Source organism: Micromonospora thermarum (assembly GCF_012034245.1).
GTDB lineage: Bacteria > Actinomycetota > Actinomycetes > Mycobacteriales > Micromonosporaceae > Micromonospora > Micromonospora thermarum.
Window position 1 is genome coordinate 117,442 of sequence record NZ_JAATEO010000005.1, and the last position, 15,889, is coordinate 133,330.

General features: G+C 75.0%; 12 protein-coding genes. 3 read left to right on the top strand and 9 right to left on the bottom strand.

Annotation, left to right across the window (positions count from 1 at the left end):
* Nucleotides 1-158: 158 nt before the first annotated feature.
* From mnhG to HCJ94_RS06765, 7 genes are all read right to left on the bottom strand, one after another.
* Nucleotides 159-500 (bottom strand): monovalent cation/H(+) antiporter subunit G, encoded by a 342-nt coding sequence (mnhG, locus tag HCJ94_RS06735; protein ID WP_205800791.1) that lies wholly within the window; start codon nucleotides 498-500, stop codon nucleotides 159-161.
* Complete coding sequence (locus tag HCJ94_RS06740) at nucleotides 500-763, bottom strand: MrpF/PhaF family protein (protein WP_168000104.1); 264 nt, start codon at nucleotides 761-763, stop codon at nucleotides 500-502. The genes mnhG and HCJ94_RS06740 overlap by 1 nt, the downstream gene beginning before the upstream one ends.
* A complete protein-coding gene (locus tag HCJ94_RS06745) occupies nucleotides 763-1,344 on the bottom strand; it encodes a Na+/H+ antiporter subunit E (RefSeq protein ID WP_168000105.1) in 582 nt (193 codons plus the stop codon). The genes HCJ94_RS06740 and HCJ94_RS06745 overlap by 1 nt, the downstream gene beginning before the upstream one ends.
* Complete coding sequence (locus HCJ94_RS06750) at nucleotides 1,341-2,846, bottom strand: Na+/H+ antiporter subunit D (protein ID WP_168000106.1); 1,506 nt, start codon at nucleotides 2,844-2,846, stop codon at nucleotides 1,341-1,343. The genes HCJ94_RS06745 and HCJ94_RS06750 overlap by 4 nt, the downstream gene beginning before the upstream one ends.
* Before the next feature lie 22 nt (nucleotides 2,847-2,868).
* A complete protein-coding gene (locus tag HCJ94_RS06755) occupies nucleotides 2,869-3,354 on the bottom strand; it encodes a Na(+)/H(+) antiporter subunit C (protein WP_168000107.1) in 486 nt (161 codons plus the stop codon).
* Nucleotides 3,351-6,188 (bottom strand): Na+/H+ antiporter subunit A, encoded by a 2,838-nt coding sequence (locus HCJ94_RS06760; protein ID WP_168000108.1) that lies wholly within the window; start codon nucleotides 6,186-6,188, stop codon nucleotides 3,351-3,353. Before HCJ94_RS06760 ends, HCJ94_RS06755 begins: the two co-directional genes overlap by 4 nt.
* A 227-nt stretch (nucleotides 6,189-6,415) precedes the next feature.
* On the bottom strand, nucleotides 6,416-6,829 hold the full coding sequence (locus HCJ94_RS06765; protein WP_240944007.1) for a hypothetical protein: 414 nt from the start codon (nucleotides 6,827-6,829) through the stop codon (nucleotides 6,416-6,418).
* 171 nt (nucleotides 6,830-7,000) lie between these two features.
* On the opposite strand from HCJ94_RS06765, the gene HCJ94_RS06770 reads away from it, so the two are divergent.
* Complete coding sequence (locus HCJ94_RS06770; RefSeq protein WP_205800792.1) at nucleotides 7,001-11,656, top strand: ATP-dependent helicase; 4,656 nt, start codon at nucleotides 7,001-7,003, stop codon at nucleotides 11,654-11,656.
* A gap of 54 nt (nucleotides 11,657-11,710) precedes the next feature.
* Here HCJ94_RS06770 and HCJ94_RS06775 read toward each other — a convergent pair whose 3' ends face one another.
* The gene (locus HCJ94_RS06775; protein WP_168000109.1) at nucleotides 11,711-12,262 is read right to left on the bottom strand and encodes a hypothetical protein; all 552 of its coding nucleotides are present in this window, start codon (nucleotides 12,260-12,262) and stop codon (nucleotides 11,711-11,713) included.
* Nucleotides 12,263-12,491: 229 nt separating this feature from the next.
* Here HCJ94_RS06775 and HCJ94_RS06780 point away from each other — a divergent pair, with 229 nt between their 5' ends.
* Nucleotides 12,492-13,277: an S-adenosyl-L-methionine hydrolase gene (locus HCJ94_RS06780; protein WP_168000110.1), complete on the top strand. Its 786-nt coding sequence runs from the start codon at nucleotides 12,492-12,494 to the stop codon at nucleotides 13,275-13,277.
* Between the two features lie 51 nt (nucleotides 13,278-13,328).
* Here HCJ94_RS06780 and HCJ94_RS06785 read toward each other — a convergent pair whose 3' ends face one another.
* The gene (locus HCJ94_RS06785) at nucleotides 13,329-14,540 is read right to left on the bottom strand and encodes a DUF8814 domain-containing protein (protein WP_168000111.1); all 1,212 of its coding nucleotides are present in this window, start codon (nucleotides 14,538-14,540) and stop codon (nucleotides 13,329-13,331) included.
* Nucleotides 14,541-14,650: 110 nt separating this feature from the next.
* On the opposite strand from HCJ94_RS06785, the gene HCJ94_RS06790 reads away from it, so the two are divergent.
* Nucleotides 14,651-15,505 carry a DNA-formamidopyrimidine glycosylase family protein gene (locus tag HCJ94_RS06790; protein ID WP_168000112.1) on the top strand — a complete coding sequence of 285 codons (855 nt, stop codon included), beginning with the start codon at nucleotides 14,651-14,653 and terminating at the stop codon, nucleotides 15,503-15,505.
* Nucleotides 15,506-15,889: the final 384 nt, after the last annotated feature.

Consider the following 15,889-nt stretch of genomic DNA (forward strand, 5'->3'; position numbering starts at 1 on the left):
CGGGTCGGGGTCCCGGTCACGCCGGTGGGCGCGACCGCACCGTCCGGCCATCTATCGATGACCATCACTGCGCAGAGTGCAGTGGGACTTCCCGGCCGGCAAGACGCAAGCCGTCGGAATCGCCACCCAGCCGCAATTGCGACGCGCTGGATCGCGGTTCAGTGCGGAGCCGGTCCGTCCACCTCGTCGGTCTCGAGGAGGGCCCGGTCCAGGCGGCCGGTGCGGTAGGCCGCACGGCCGATCATCTGCGCCGCCACCGGTGCGGTGGCGAGCTGGAAGAGCGCCACCAGCGCGATCATCCCCAGGTCGGACGGGGAGCGCAGGCGCAAGGCCAATCCGGCGAGGAGAAGCAGCACCCCGAGCGTCTGCGGCTTGGTGGCGGCGTGCATCCGGTCCAGCACGTCGGGGAACCGCAGCACCCCGATCCCGGCGGCCAGGCTGAGCAGTGCGCCGGCCACCAGCAGGACGGCGGCGAGCAAGTCAGCGACGGTCCCCACCATCAGCGCTCCTCCCGGACGGCGAAGCGGACCAGCGACACCGAGCCGACGAAGCCCAGCAGCGACAGCACCACCAGCACCGGCAGCGTCGTGGCGTGCCGGTTCACCGCGGCCTCGGCGCCGACCGCCCCGACCATGGTCGCGAGCAGCATGTCGGCGGCGACCACCCGATCCAGCAGGGACGGTCCCCGGTAGAGCCGGATCAGCGCCAGCAGCGCGGTGACCGAGAACAGGACGGTCAGGACGACGGCGAGGACGACGATCATCAGGTACCCCTCTCGGCGGGACGGCCCAGCCGGCGCACCTCGGCGGCCGAGCCGACCGCCCGCACGATCCGCCGCTCGACGACGCGCACCCGCTCCTTGTTCTCCGCGAGTTGCCGCGAACCGTGGGTGTCCAGAAGGTGCACGTGGAGCGTGCCGGCGTCCCGGTCCACGTCGAGGACCAGGGTGCCGGGCACCAGCGACACCACCTCCGCGGTGAGGGCCAGGTTCAGGTCACTGGGCACGCGCATCCGCACCGCGACGATCGCGCTGTGCGGCCGGTGGCCGGGCAGCACCGCCAGCGCGGCCACCCGAAGACTGGCGGCGACCAGCTCGCCCAGCGTGCTGAGCACGAGCACCAGCAGCGGGCCGGCGCGGACGCGCCCGCCGAACGTGACCGGCGGCAGCGGGAAGAACACCAACACCACGCCGGCCACCACCAGCCCACCGAGCAGGTTGGCCCAGGAGAAGTCGCCCCACAGCAGGTTCCAGACCAGCACCAGCCACCCGTACGCGACCAACCGGTCCCGCCACCGCTTCACCCGGCCGTGCGACGGTTCGGACGTCCGCGATCCGGCGGTCACGGCACCCCCTCGGGGAAGACGGCCCGCACGTACGGGGTGCGCGCGAGCAGGTCGGTGGCGGCGTCCGCGGTCACGTCGAAGAGCGGGCCGGCGACCACGGTCAGGGTCAGGCCGAGCGCGACCAGGGCGACGGTCGCACCGGTCATCAGCGTCGGCAGGCGCACCGCCGGCTCGGTGGTGGCCAGCCGCGGCGCCCGCCAGAAGGCGATGTTCCACACCCGCGACGCCACGTAGAGGGTCAGCAGGCTGGTCACCGCCCCGGCGGCGACCAGCGCGCCGGGCAGGGAGCCGCCGGTCGCCACCCCCGCCTGGAAGAGGCCGAGCTTGCCCAGGAACCCGGAGAACGGCGGGATGCCGGCCAGGTTCATCGCGGAGACGAAGAAGAGCACCGCGAGCAACGGCGCCACCCGGGACAGCCCACCGATCCGGCGCAGGTCGGTGCTGCCGGCCCGCACCTCGACCAGCCCGGCGACGAGGAACAGGGTGGTCTGGATGGTGATGTGGTGCACCACGTAGAAGATCGCGCCGGAGAGCCCGGCGACGGTGCTCAGCGCCACCCCGAAGATCATGAAGCCGATGTGGCTGACCAGGGTGAACGAGAACAGCCGCTTCATGTCGGACTGGGCGACCGCACCGAGGATGCCGACCAGCATCGTCGCCCCGGCCACCAGCATCAGCAGGGCGGCAACCCGACCGCCGGGGAAGAGCAGCGTCTCGGTCCGGATGATCGCGTACACGCCGACCTTGGTGAGCAGGCCGGCGAAGACGGCGGTGACCGGGGCCGGGGCGGTCGGGTAGCTGTCCGGCAGCCAGGCCGACAGCGGGAAGACCGCCGCCTTGACGCCGAACGCGAGCAGCAACAGCAACTGGAGGCTCAGCCGTACGCCGTCGGGCAGCGCGTCCAGGCGGAACGCGAGCTGGGCCATGTTGAGCGTCCCGGTGGCCGCGTACACGAGGCCGAGGGCGATCAGGAAGGTCATCGACGACAGGATGCTGACCACCACGTACGTGGAGCCGGTGCGGATCCGCGTCTCCGTGCCGCCGAGCGTGATCAGGACGAAGCTCGCCGCGAGCAGGATCTCGAAGCCGACGAAGAGGTTGAACAGGTCACCGGCGAGGAACGCGTTGGTCACGCCCGCCGTCAGCACCAGGTAGGTCGGGTGGAAGATGGCGACCGGAGCCTCCTCGCCGGCCTCCCCCTGGCCCTGCCCGATCGAGTAGAGCAGCACGCACAGCGTCACCGCCGCGGAGACCACCAGCATCAGCGCGGCCAACTGGTCGGCGATCAGCACGATCCCCACCGGGGCACGCCACCCGCCGATCTGCACCACCACCGGGCCCTCCCGGTACGCGTGCGCGAGCAGCACCAGCGCCACCACCAACGTGGCGGCGAGGCAGGTGACGCTGACCGCCCGCTGCACCCGGGGCCAACTGGCCACCAGCAGGGTCAGCGCGGCGCCGAGCAGCGGCACCACCACCGGCAGCGCCACCAGGCGGCTCACCGCTGCCTCCCGGCGTGCCCCGTCATCGCGGACCGTCCGCGTCCCCGGCCCGGCGGCGGCGCGCGGGCCCCGGGTCGACCTGTTCCGGGTCCCCGTCCGGGCCCTCGCCGCCGAGGTCGGCGGTGGCCACCTCGTTGCGCTCGGCCTGCCGCACGATCTGCCGGTCCTCGATGTCGTCGGGCACCTCGTCGTCTCCGGTCAGGTACCAGCTGCGGTAGCTGACGGCCAGCAGGAACGCGGTCAGGCCGAACGTGATGACGATGGCGGTGAGCACCATGGCCTGCGGCAACGCGTCACTCATCGCGGCGGTCGGCGCGGTGCCGACCACGGGCGCGGCCCCGGGCCGGCCGCCGAGCAGGATGAGCAGGTTGACGCCGTTGCCGAGCAGGATGACCCCGAGCAGGATCCGGGTCAGGCTGCGTTCCAGCAGCAGCGTCACCCCGCAGGCGACCAGCACGCCGACGGCGAGGACGAGCGCCAGCGGAGGCCCCACGTCGGCGGATGTCACCTCCCCTCCCCGGTGCGGTCCACGACCAGACCGCCGTCACCGCGGCCGGCCGCCTCGATGTGCCGGTCCACCTCCGCACCGAGACTCCGCAGGATGTCCAGCGCCAGCCCCACCACCACGAGGTAGACGCCGACGTCGAAGAAGATCGAGGTGACCACGTAGAAATCGCCGACCAACGGCAACGACAGGTTGATCTTCGTGCTGCTCAGCACCGGCGCGCCGGTGAGCAGGGCGACCACGCCGGTGCCGACCGAGACGGCGAGCCCGGCGCCGAGCACGGTGCCGGCACCGACCGGCGCGGCCTCGGCCAGCTCGTACCGGCCGCCGGCGAGATAGCGCACCACGAGGGCCAGGCCCGCCACCAGACCGCCGGCGAAGCCGCCGCCGGGCGCGTTGTGCCCGGAGAAGAGCAGGAACAGCGAGAAGAGCGCCACGGTGTGGAAGATCAGCCGGGTGACCACCTCCAGCACGATCGCGCGGCGCCGCTCGCTCAGCGTGGGTCCGCCGCGCAGCCACACCGGCCGTCCCGGGCGGTTGACGCGGCCCGTCGGCTCGGGGCGCCGGGGCCGGGGGCCGGTGCGGGACCGCTGGAAGACCAGGCTGGCCACCCCGGTCGCGGCCACCACCAGGACGGCGAGTTCGCCCATGGTGTCCCAGGCGCGGATGTCCACCAGGGTCACGTTGGCCACGTTGCGCCCGTAGCCCTCGGTCACCGCCAGGTCGGGGAACGCGTCGGAGATGGTGGGCGCGGTCCGGGCGCCGCCGGCGACCAGGGCGAGTCCGGCCGCGACCACGCCGACGGCCAGGCCGATCGCGCGGCGTACCCACCGGCTGCGGCGCAGCGGCCGGGCCGAGAACCGTTGCGGCAGCCGGCGCAGCACCAGCACGAAGACCGCGATGGTGGCGGTCTCGACGAGGAACTGGGTCAGCGCCAGGTCCGGTGCCCCGTACAGCACGAAGAGCAGCGCGCTGCCGTAGCCGGTCACCCCCACCAGCAGCATCGCGGTGAGCCGCCGCCGGGCGCCGACCGCCAGCACCGCCGCGACGGCGACCACCGTCACCACGACCACCTGCAGCGGGTTGTCCCACGGGCTGATCCGTTCCCGCCACGGGCGGGCCGTGAGCAGCGCCGCGCCCGGCACCACGGCGAGCGCGATCAGGATCGTGCCGAGGTACTGCGGCAGCGAGCCCCGCTGGGTGACAGCCGTGACTTCGATCGCGAGCCGGTCGAACCGGCGGGTGATCCACTCGTACCCCTGGTTGCCGCCGACCGGCACGTGCAGCCGCGCCAGCACCGGTGCGAGGGGGCCGCGCACCGCGAACAGCGCCGCACCGCCGGCCACGGCGACCGCGGAGAGGCCGAGCGCGGGGCTGAGGCCGTGCCACAGCGCCAGGTCCTTGGCCGCCGGGCCGAACAGCTCGGCGTACGGACGCAGCACGTGGTCGAGCACCCCGGCGGCGGGACCGGCGACCAGTCCCGCCCCGGCGAGCAGGGCGGGCGGGCCGAGCAGCGGCACGCTGATCCGGCCGATGTCGGTCGGCGCGACCCCGGGCCGATCGCCGAAGGCACCCCACATGAACCGGGCGCTGTACGCGACGGTCAGCGCGGTGCCGGCGACCAGCGCGGCGAGCACCACCGGGCGGTCGAGGAACGCGGCGAGGACCGCCTCCTTGGCCACGAACCCGACCAGCGGCGGCAGCCCGGCCATCGACGCCGCGGCGAGCACCGCGACGGCGGCCAGCAGCGGCTCCCGGCGCCCCAGTCCGGACAGCTCACGCAGGTCCCGGGTGCCGGCGCCGTGGTCGAGGATGCCCACCACGAGGAAGAGCGCGGCCTTGAACAGGGCGTGCGCGAGCAGCATCGCCACGCCGGCCAGCGCGGCGTCCGGCGTGCCCGCGCCGACCACCACGACGAGCAGGCCGAGCTGGCTCACCGTCCCGTACGCCAGCAGCAGCTTCAGGTCGGTCTGCCGCAGCGCCGCCCAGCCGCCGGCGACCATGGTGGCCAGGCCGGCGACCGTGACCACCGGGCGCCACGGCCCGACGGTGGCCAGCGCCGGCGCGAGCAGCCCGATCAGGTAGACGCCGGCCTTCACCATCGCGGCGGCGTGCAGGTACGCGCTGACCGGGGTCGGCGCCGCCATCGCCACCGGCAGCCACGACGTGAACGGAAACACCGCCGACTTGGCCAGCGCCCCGACCAGGATCAGCGACACCGCCGTCACCAGGTACGCCCCGCCCGGCAACGACGCGGTGGCCAGCTCCGACCAGCGGTAGGTGCCGGCGCGCGTGCCGAGCATGACGAACCCGACCAGCATGGCCAGGCCGCCGAGCGTGGTGACGGTCAGCGCCTGGGCCGCCGCCCACCGGCTGGACCGGCGCTCGGTGCTGTGCCCGATCAGCAGGTACGAGAAGATCGTCGTCAGCTCCCAGCAGACGTAGAGCAGCAGCAGGTCGTCGGCGAGGACCAGGCCGAGCATCGCGCCGGCGAAGGCCACCAGGACGGCCGCGAAGCGGGCCAGGCCGAGCGAGCCGGGTGCGAAGTACCGGCCGCTGTAGACCAGCACGAGCGCCCCGACGCCGCCGACGAGCAGCGTCATCAGCCAGGACAGGGTGGTCGCCCGCAGCGCCACCTCGAGCCCGAGTTGGCGGATCCACGGGTACGTCTCGACGACCGCGCCGCCGTCGGCGACGGCCGGCGTCCGGGCGAGTGCCCAGCCGAAGGCGGCGGCCGGAGCGAGGGCGAGCAGGTAGCACGCGCGGGGCCCCCACCACCGGACGAGCGGCGGCGCGGCGAGCGCCGCCACGAGGTGGAGGATCAGCAGTACGAGCACCCGCACTCCCCGTCGAGGTGGCGGCGGCGCGCCGGGCGGGCCGCACCGCGCGGGCCGCCCGGGTGGCGGCGTCAGACCCTGGGGCGTGGTGGGTGCCGGCCGGCCTCCGCCGGATCGACGCCACGAACCGTGCCCCAGGTGCGATCAGACGCCAGATCGCCGGGGGGCGGGGTTGTTTTGCGGGAATTCGCCGGATCGCCGGGTGACCGGGCGGACGCCCGGGCTCGTCAGCGGGCGGCGACCTCGGCGTCGGCGAGGTCGGTGGCGCGGTCGGCGGCGACCGGTGCGGGCTCGCGGGCCGGGCGGTCGCGGCGGGTCTCGACGAGCAGGTCGGGGCGGCCGAGCTGGACCACGACCCGGTTGACCACCCGCTGGGCGGCGGCGAGCGAGCGCACCGACAGCAGCCGCCCCTTGCTCTCCCGGCGCAGGACGAAGAAGTGCACGGCGGCGCGGACCCGGCCCCGGTCGGCGGCGCTGGCCCGCGCGGTGGACACGACCAGCTCGCGCAGCGCGTGGGCGAGCCGCTCGGCGAGCTCCAGCTCGGGCCCGGTCAGGCCGGCGCGGACGGCGGCGAGATGACTGTCGACCTTGCGGATGAGCACGTCGGTGCCGGGCTCGACATTCCGCTCCTCGACAGCCATCCGATCCCCTCCACCCGCGCCCGCGTCGCGAGTGAAGTTACTTTATGTTGTGGGTCACAAGCAAGCAGTTAAGTAAGACTTAACGTATTCATTGTCATATCCGTCGCTTTTGCCGATGAGCCGGACAGAAGGCACGGCGCGTCGACGTGACTGTCACACCGCCGAGGCAGGATGGAAGGCGTGGCGGAGGTGACGGGAAACGCGGGCGGGCCGACGACGGGCGACGCGCTCGCCGCGTTCGGCACCGCCACCCGGGAATGGTTCACCGCCGCGTTCGCCGCGCCGACCGGGGCGCAGACCGGCGCCTGGCGGTCCATCGGCGCCGGGCGCAACGCCCTGGTGGTGGCGCCCACCGGCTCCGGCAAGACACTCGCCGCGTTTCTCTGGTCGCTCGACCGGCTGGCGCGCGAGCCCGCCCCGACCGACCCCCGGCAGCGCTGCCGGGTGCTCTACGTCAGCCCGCTCAAGGCACTCGCGGTCGACGTCGAGCGCAACCTGCGCACCCCGCTCGCCGGCATCCGCCAGGCCGCCACCCGGCTCGGCCTCACCCCGCCCGACATCACCGTCGGGATGCGCACCGGGGACACCCCCGCCGACGAGCGGCGTGCCTTCGCCCGCACGCCGCCGGACATCCTCATCACCACCCCGGAGTCGCTGTTCCTGCTGCTCACGTCCGCCGCCCGGGACTCGTTGCGCGGCGTCGAGACGGTGATCGTCGACGAGGTGCACGCGGTCGCGGGCACCAAGCGGGGAGCCCATCTCGCGCTGTCGCTGGAGCGCCTCGACGAGCTGCTGCCCGCCCCGGCCCAGCGGATCGGCCTGTCCGCGACGGTCCGCCCGGTCGACACCTGCGCCCGCTTCCTCGGCGGCGCCCGGCCGGTCGACGTCGTCGCCCCGCCCACGGCCAAGACGATCGAGGTCGGCGTGCAGGTCCCGGTGGAGGACATGACGCGCCTCGACGAGCAGGAGCCGCCCGAGGACGACCTCGGCGGCTTCGGCTCGCGCCGGGCGTCGATCTGGCCGGCGGTGGAGGAGCGGGTGTTCAGCCTGATCAGGGCGCACCGCTCGACCATCGTCTTCACCAATTCACGCCGCTCGGCCGAGCGGCTCTGCGCCCGGCTCAACGAGCTCGCGGCCGACGAGATCGCCGGCACCGGTCCGGCGGGCGGTGCCGGGACGAGCCCCGACGCCCGGGCGGGTGGCGGCGCCCGGGGCGGGCCGGTGGGACCGGCGCGGTTCAACCGGCCACCGGCCGAGCTGATGGCGCAGGCCGGCGCGGTGGCCGGCGCACCCCCGGTCATCGCGCGGGCGCACCACGGCAGCGTCTCCCGGGAGGAACGCAAACACATCGAGGAGGCGCTCAAGTCCGGGCAGCTCCCCGCGGTCGTGGCCACCTCCAGCCTGGAGCTGGGCATCGACATGGGCGCGGTCGACCTCGTGGTGCAGATCGAGGCCCCGCCGAGCGTGGCCGCCGGCCTGCAACGGGTCGGCCGCGCCGGGCACCAGGTCGGCGCGGTGTCCCGGGGCGTGGTGTTCCCCAAGCACCGGGGAGACCTGCTCTCCTGCGCGGTGGTGGCCGAGCGGATGACCGAGGGTGCGATCGAGGAGCTGCACTACCCGCGCAACCCGCTGGACGTGCTGGCCCAGCAGATCGTCGCGATGGTGGCCCTCGATCCGTGGCGGGTCGGGGACCTCGCCGTGGTGGTGCGCCGGGCCGCGCCCTTCGCCGAGCTGCCCGACTCGGCCCTGCACGCCGTGCTGGACATGCTCTCCGGGCGGTACCCGTCCACCGCGTTCGCCGAGCTGCGTCCCCGCCTGGTGTGGGACCGGGCGACCGACGTGCTGACCGGCCGACCCGGCGCCCAACGGCTGGCCGTGACCAGCGGCGGCACGATCCCCGACCGGGGCCTGTTCGGGGTCTTCCTGGCCGGGGCGGAGCGGGCCGCGCGGGTCGGCGAGCTGGACGAGGAGATGGTCTACGAGTCCCGCGTCGGCGACGTGTTCCTGCTCGGCTCGTCGTCCTGGCGCATCGAGGACATCACCCCCGACCGGGTGCTCGTCTCCCCGGCGCCCGGGCAGGCGGCCAAGATGCCCTTCTGGAAGGGCGACCAGGCGGGCCGCCCGGTGGAGCTGGGCCGGGCCATCGGCTCCCGGGTCCGCACCCTGCTGCGGCAGGGTGACGACGAGGCGGTCGCCGCGCTCCGCGCCGGTGGGCTGGACGACTGGGCCGCCGGCAACCTGATGGCGTACCTGCGCGAGCAGCAGGCGGCCACCCGGGCGCTGCCGGACGACCGGACGGTCGTGGTGGAGCGGTTCCGCGACGAGCTGGGCGACTGGCGGCTCGCCGTGCACAGCGTGCTCGGCGCCCGGGTCAACGGGCCGTGGGCGCTCGCGATCGGCCGCCGGCTCACCGAGCGGTACGGGGTGGACGCCCAGGTGATGCCCTCCGACGACGGCATCGTCGTCCGGCTGCCGGACACCGCGGAGGAGCCGCCCGGTGCCGACGTGGTCGTCTTCGAGCCCGACGAGATCGCCCAGCTGGTCGAGGAGTCGGTCGGCACGTCGACGCTGTTCGCGGCCCGGTTCCGGGAGTGCGCCGCCCGGTCGTTGCTGCTGCCCCGCCGGGATCCGCGCCGCCGCCAGCCGCTGTGGCAGCAGCGGCAGCGCGCGGCGCAACTGCTCGACGTCGCCCGCGAGTACGCGGACTTCCCGGTCACCCTGGAGGCCGCCCGGGAATGCCTCCAGGACGTCTTCGACCAGCCGTCGCTCGCCACGCTGATGCGCGAGCTGGCAGCGCGGAAGGTGCGCCTCGTCGAGGTGGAGACCCCGCAGCCGTCGCCGTTTGCGCGGTCCCTGCTCTTCGGCTACGTCGGGGCCTTCCTCTACGAGGGCGACGCCCCCCTCGCCGAGCGGCGCGCCGCCGCTCTCGCGCTGGACTCGGCGCTGCTCGGGGAACTGCTCGGCCGGGTCGACCTGCGGGAGCTGCTCGACCCGGCGGTGCTCACCGAGACCGAACTCCAGCTGCGCTGGCTCACCGACCAGCGCCGCCCGCGCGACGCGGAGGACGTGGTCGAGCTGCTGCGGGTCGTCGGTGACCTCACCGCCGAGGAGCTGGCGACGCGCGGGGTGCCGACGGAGTGGCTGACCGGGCTGGAGGCCGCGCGGCGCGTGCTGCGGGTCCGCATCGCTGGCGAGGAGCGCTGGGTCGGTGTGGAGGACGCGGCCCGCCTGCGCGACGCGCTCGGCGTGGCGCTGCCGGTCGGCGTGGCCGAGGCGTACCTGGCGCCGGTGGCCGACCCGCTCGGCGATCTCGTCGCCCGGTACGCGCGCACCCACGGCCCGTTCGCCGCCGCCACCTGCGCGGCCCGGTTCGGGCTCGGCGTGTTCGTGGTCGAGCAGGCGCTGCGCCGGCTCGCAGCCGCCGGCCGGGTGGTGTCCGGGGAGTTCGCGCCCGACACGGTCGGCACCCAGTGGTGCGACGCCGAGGTGCTGCGGATGCTGCGCCGCCGGTCCCTCGCGGCGCTGCGCCGGGAGATCGAGCCGGTGCCGCCCCGGGCGCTGGCCACGTTCCTGCCGCGGTGGCAGCAGGTCGGCTCCTCGGCGCGCGGGGTGGAGGCGGTCGCCGCGGCCGTCGAGCAGTTGCAGGGCGCGGCGGTGCCCGCGTCCGCACTGGAACGGCTGGTGCTGCCGGCGCGGGTCGCCGACTACTCCCCCGCCCAGCTCGACGAGCTGTGCGCCAGCGGGGAGGTGGTGTGGGCCGGTTCCGGGGCGATCTCCGGCGGCGACGGCTGGGTCACCCTCGCGTACGCGGACACCGCCCCGCTGCTGCTCCCCCCGCCCGACGAGTCGCTCACCCGCACCCCGCTGCACGACGCGGTGCTCGACGCCCTCGGCGACGGGCAGGCGCTGTTCTTCCGGTCCCTGTCCGACCGCGTCGGTTCCACGGACGACGCCGCCCTGACCGCCGCCATCTGGGATCTGGTCTGGGCCGGCCACCTCACCAACGACACCCTCGCCCCGCTGCGGGCGGTGCTCGGTGGCGGTGGTGCCCACCGGTCCCGCCCGGCCGCGCCGCGCACCCGGTACCGGCGCCCGGGCCGGGTCGCGCTGCCGACGCGCAGCGGGCCTCCCACGGTCGCCGGCCGGTGGTCGCGCCTCCCGGAACGGGACACCGATCCCACCCGCCGGGCCGCCGCCCTCGCCGACGTGCTGCTCGAACGGCACGGGGTGGTGACCCGGGGCGCGGTCGTCGCCGAGCAGGTGAGCGGCGGCTTCGCCGCCGTCTACCCGGTGCTGTCCGCGCTGGAGGAGCGGGGGGCCGCCCGTCGCGGCTACTTCGTCGAGGGGCTCGGCGCCGCACAGTTCGCGGTGCCCGGCGCGGTCGACCGGCTCCGCGCCCTCGCCGACCCGGCCGACGGGGGCCGGGGCCGTGGCGGGCCGGCCCTGGTCCTCGCCGCGACCGACCCGGCCAACCCGTACGGCGCGGCACTGCCCTGGCCGGAGCGGGTGGTCGACTCGGGCGACGGCGCGGCACCGGCGACCGGGCACCGGGCCGGCCGCAAGGCCGGTGCCCTGGTGGTGCTGGTCGCCGGCGACCTCGTGCTCTACGTCGAGCGGGGTGGCCGGACCCTGCTCTCCTTCACCGACGACGCCGACACGCTGGCCGCGGCCGGCAAGGCGCTCGCCGACGTGGTCCACTCCGGAGCGCTCGGGGTGATCTCGGTGGAGCGGGCCGACGGCGAGGCGGTGCACTCGTCGCCCCTGCGCGACGCGCTGACCGCCGCCGGTTTCCGGGCCACGCCCCGCGGGCTGCGGCTGCGCGGCTGACGGCTTGCGGGTAACCCCAGCGGCTGACGGTTCAGGGCGACGGGCGCCGCACGGTCAGCGCAGGTCGGTGAGCACCTTCTCGTACTTCGGACGGTCGGCGGCCGGCGTCTTCGCGTCCAGATAGTTGAGCACCACGGCACCCCGCTGGAACGACTGGCCGTCCCAGGTCTCCGCGATCTCCCTGGCGCTGACCTCGTCGGGGAACACGTACACCGTCACACCGTCGGTGGCGATCAGCTCCGAGCAGCCCAGACCGAGACCGTCCGGTCCACAGTCGACCGACCGGTCCTTCGGGTCGGAGACCTTCAGCCCGGCCGCCTTGAACGCGGCGACGACCTCCCGCGCCCCCGGTGCGGTGCTCAGGCGGGACGGCAGCACCGCCTTCGGCACGCTCGTCGGCCGGCGCTCGGTGGTGCCGGTCGCGGCCGGCCCCGCCGCGTCGCCCGGCGCCGACGCATCACCGGGTGGCGCGGAGGCGGCGGCCGGCGGCCGCGAGCCGTCGCCCCAGGCTCCTCCGGAGGCCTTGTCGTTGTCGTCGCCGCAGGCGGCGGTCAGAGCGGTGGCGATGGCGAGCACCGCGACGGCGGGCAGGGTCCGGTTGGTCACCCTGGCAGTCTGCCAACCCCGGTCGCCGGTGGCATGGGCCGGTCGGCCAGTGGACTGTCCGACATCCGCCGGCACCGACCCGCCGCACGCCTCCCGACCTGCGGGTACGATCCGCCGCGGCACGGCGTCGAGCCGAGAGGCGGGACATGGGCGCGATCGACGGCATCCCGCTGCACGACGAGCTGGTTCTCGAGCTGCGGCTCACCGAGCGGGACTAGCCTTTCGTCCCATGGCGCCGACGCCCTGGATCTCCTTCACCACCGACTACGGCCTCGCCGACGGCTTCGTGGCGGCCTGCCACGGGGTGATCGCCCGGCTGGCGCCCCCGGCCCGGGTCATCGACGTGACCCACCTGGTGCCTCCGGGCGACGTGCGGCGGGGCGCGGCGGTGCTCGCGCAGACCGTGCCACACCTGCCGGCGGGCGTCCACGTCGCGGTCGTCGACCCGGGCGTCGGCACCGCGCGGCGCGGGATCGCCCTGGCCGCCGGCGACGGCCTGCTGGTCGGGCCGGACAACGGGCTGCTGCTGGACGCCGCGGCGGCGCTCGGCGGCGTACGGGCCGCCGTGGAGCTGACGAACCCGGAGTGGCTCGCACCACGGGTGTCGGCCACGTTCCACGGCCGGGACGTGTTCGCGCCGGTGGCGGCCCGGCTGGCACTGGGCGCGCCGCTCGCGGACGCCGGCCCGGCGGTCGAGCCGGACACCCTGGTGACGCTGCCGGCTCCCCTGGTGCGCCCGGAGGCGGACGGCTTCACCGCCGAGGTGCTGACCGTCGACCACTTCGGCAACGTGCAGCTCGCCGCGCCGGCCGCGCTGTTGGAGCCGCTGCCCGCCGCCGTCCAGGTCGGGCATCAGCCCGCGGTGCACGGCCGGACCTTCGGTGACGCGCCGCCCGGCGACCTGGTGGTGCATGTCGACTCGGCCGGGCTGGTCGCGGTGTCGATGAACGGCGGCCGGGCCGCCGACCTGCTGGCGGTCGGACCGGGCGACCGGCTGCGCGTGACCGCCGCCTGACGACGCACGCCGCCGGGCCGGGACGCCGCCCGGCCCGGCCACGGTACGCGGTCAGCAGCGCGGCACCGAGCCCCCGTACACCGCCTGGATGTACGCGTGGCTGACGAACTGCCCGGTCGCCAGGCGGTTCCAGCGGTTGGTGGTGCCGTACGGGCCGGCGACGGTCTGGCCGAGCACCGAGCACTGGATCGGCACGTGGGCGTACCGGGCGGCCAGGCCGCGCGACGCGTACGCGGTGCTCGCCCCGGCCCGGATGTTGAGCGGGCCGTCGCCGACCACGCCGCGCGGACCGGTGCCGGTCCACAGGTACGCGACGTCGACCCAGGCGTTGGTGCTGAGCTGCAACCCGTCCCAGAAGGTCCCGTCGGCGAGGTCGATCCCCGCCGGGTTCAGCACGGTACGGCCGAACTGGTCACGGCCGCCGTTGTAGCCGTACTGGTAGGCGGCCTGCGCCTGTGGGCGGCCCTGCGGCAGGTCCTTCCAGTTCTCCCGGACCGAGCTCAGGTTCCAGTAGTCGTCGCGGGTGTTCCACGGGCCGACGTCCCAGACCGGGGCGTACTCGCATCGGCTGCCCGTGGTGGTGCAGACCCGGACGGTGTAGTCGCCGGCGTTCAGCGGGGACAGGCCGCGCCGGGAGGGCAGGGCGACGAAGTGGTCCCGGGCCGTGATGGTGTGGCCGTTGGCGGTGGTCTGGCCGACCAGGCCGATCCGCGTGGCGTACACCCGGTAGGTGAGACCGGGGGTGGCGGCGGCGACGGCGCTGACCCGGACCCGGTCGGCGGTGAGTCGGACCGACCGCACCTCGGCCGATGCGTCGCCGGTGAGCACGACCCGGGCCTGCACCCGGGTGACCGGCGTGTCGAACAGGGCGCCGCGGGTCGCCTCCCGCCACTCGGTCCAGCCGCTGGCGCGCCAGCCGCGTACCTGCGTCTCGACCGTCGCACCGCGCGGCACGCGGGCGGTGACCTCGGCCCGGACGCGGGTGGCGGGCCGGACGAGGGTACGCGGGGCGGAGAGGTGGAGCCCCTCGGCGACGGCGCCGCGCGGGCTCGGACCGGCCGGTGCCGGCCGCAGGTCGGCGAGGCGGAGGCCGGTACGGGTGTACCGGACGTTGACGTCGTCACCGTCGACGAGGGAGAGGTCGAGGCTCCACCGGTTGCCGTCGCGCGTGGCGGCCGAGGTGGGGGTCGCGAACGGCAGGAGGGCGAGGGTGAGGATGACAGAGAGGACGGCGGACCGAACGGGACGTCGATGATGACTCATGGGCATTCTCCTCAGAACTCCCTGATAGTGCCCTTGTCGGGAGATCGAGGGGAAGCTGGCTACAAATAGCGACACATGCGAATATGACTCGTGGGAGGGAGGATGGAGAGGTGCCCGAAGGCGACACCGTCTGGAACACCGCCCGCGTCCTCCAGCGGGCGCTCGCCGGTGCCCGACTGACCGGGAGCGACTTCCGCGTGCCCCAGCTCGCCGCCACCGACCTCACCGGCTGGACGGTGCGCGAGTCGGCCAGCCGCGGCAAGCACCTGCTGCTGCGCCTCGAATCCCCGCCGGGCGCGACGACCCCCGGGCCCCCGTCCGCCGCCGACAGACCGCCATCCGGGCCCGATTCCGGCACCCGGTGGACGCTGCACTCGCACCTGCGGATGGACGGCGCCTGGCGGGCGTACGCGCCGGGCGAACGCTGGGCCGCGCGCCCGGCGCACCTGATCCGGGTGGTGCTGCGCAGCCCGCACGCGGTGGCCGTCGGCTACCACCTGCACGACCTGGCGCTGGTCCCGACCGCCGCGGAGGACCAACTCGTCGGCCACCTCGGCCCCGACCTGCTCGGTCCGGACTGGGACCCGGCGGAGGCGGTCCGGCGGCTCGCCGCGCACCCGGACACCACCATCGGCGAGGCCCTGCTCGACCAGCGCAACCTCGCCGGGATCGGCAACCTCTACAAGTGCGAGGTGCTGTTCCTGCGCGGGATGTCGCCGTGGACGCCGGTCCGTGCCGTCGCCGACCTCGCCGGCACGGTCAATTTGGCACAGAAGCTGCTCGCCGCCAACCGGGGACGCTGGACGCAGAGCACCACCGGGTCACTGCACCGGGGGCAGACCAGCTACGTGTACGGCCGGCGGGCACAGCCCTGCCGCCGCTGCGGCACGGCCATCCGCAAGGAGGAGTTGGGCGAGCGGGTCACCTACTGGTGCCCGGTCTGCCAACCCGAGCGGCCCGGCTGACCGCTCCCGGCCCTGTCCCGGGCACCCCGGCCCCGGCCCGATCACGGGGCACCAGCCGCGGCCCGCTCCCGGACACACGGCCCCGCTCGGTTCCGGCCACCCGGCCCGCGCAGAACAGCGGCTGGCTCTCGTGTTGCCCGAACCTCTCCCCTTCACGGCCGCCGACCTGCGCGCCGCCGCCGATTCCATCGACGCGGTGGTGACCGACGCGGGCACGCGCCTCGCCCACCCCGAGAGCTGACTCGGACACTGTCGAGCTGCCCCATCTGTGCGACCGCCGGGCGCTCCTCCCCGCCTCCGGGTGGCGGCACCGACGCTGCGAGCTGCCCCGTCTGTGCGGTTACCGTCATGGCGAACATGCCGGGGCCGCCGGCGCTCCTTCCC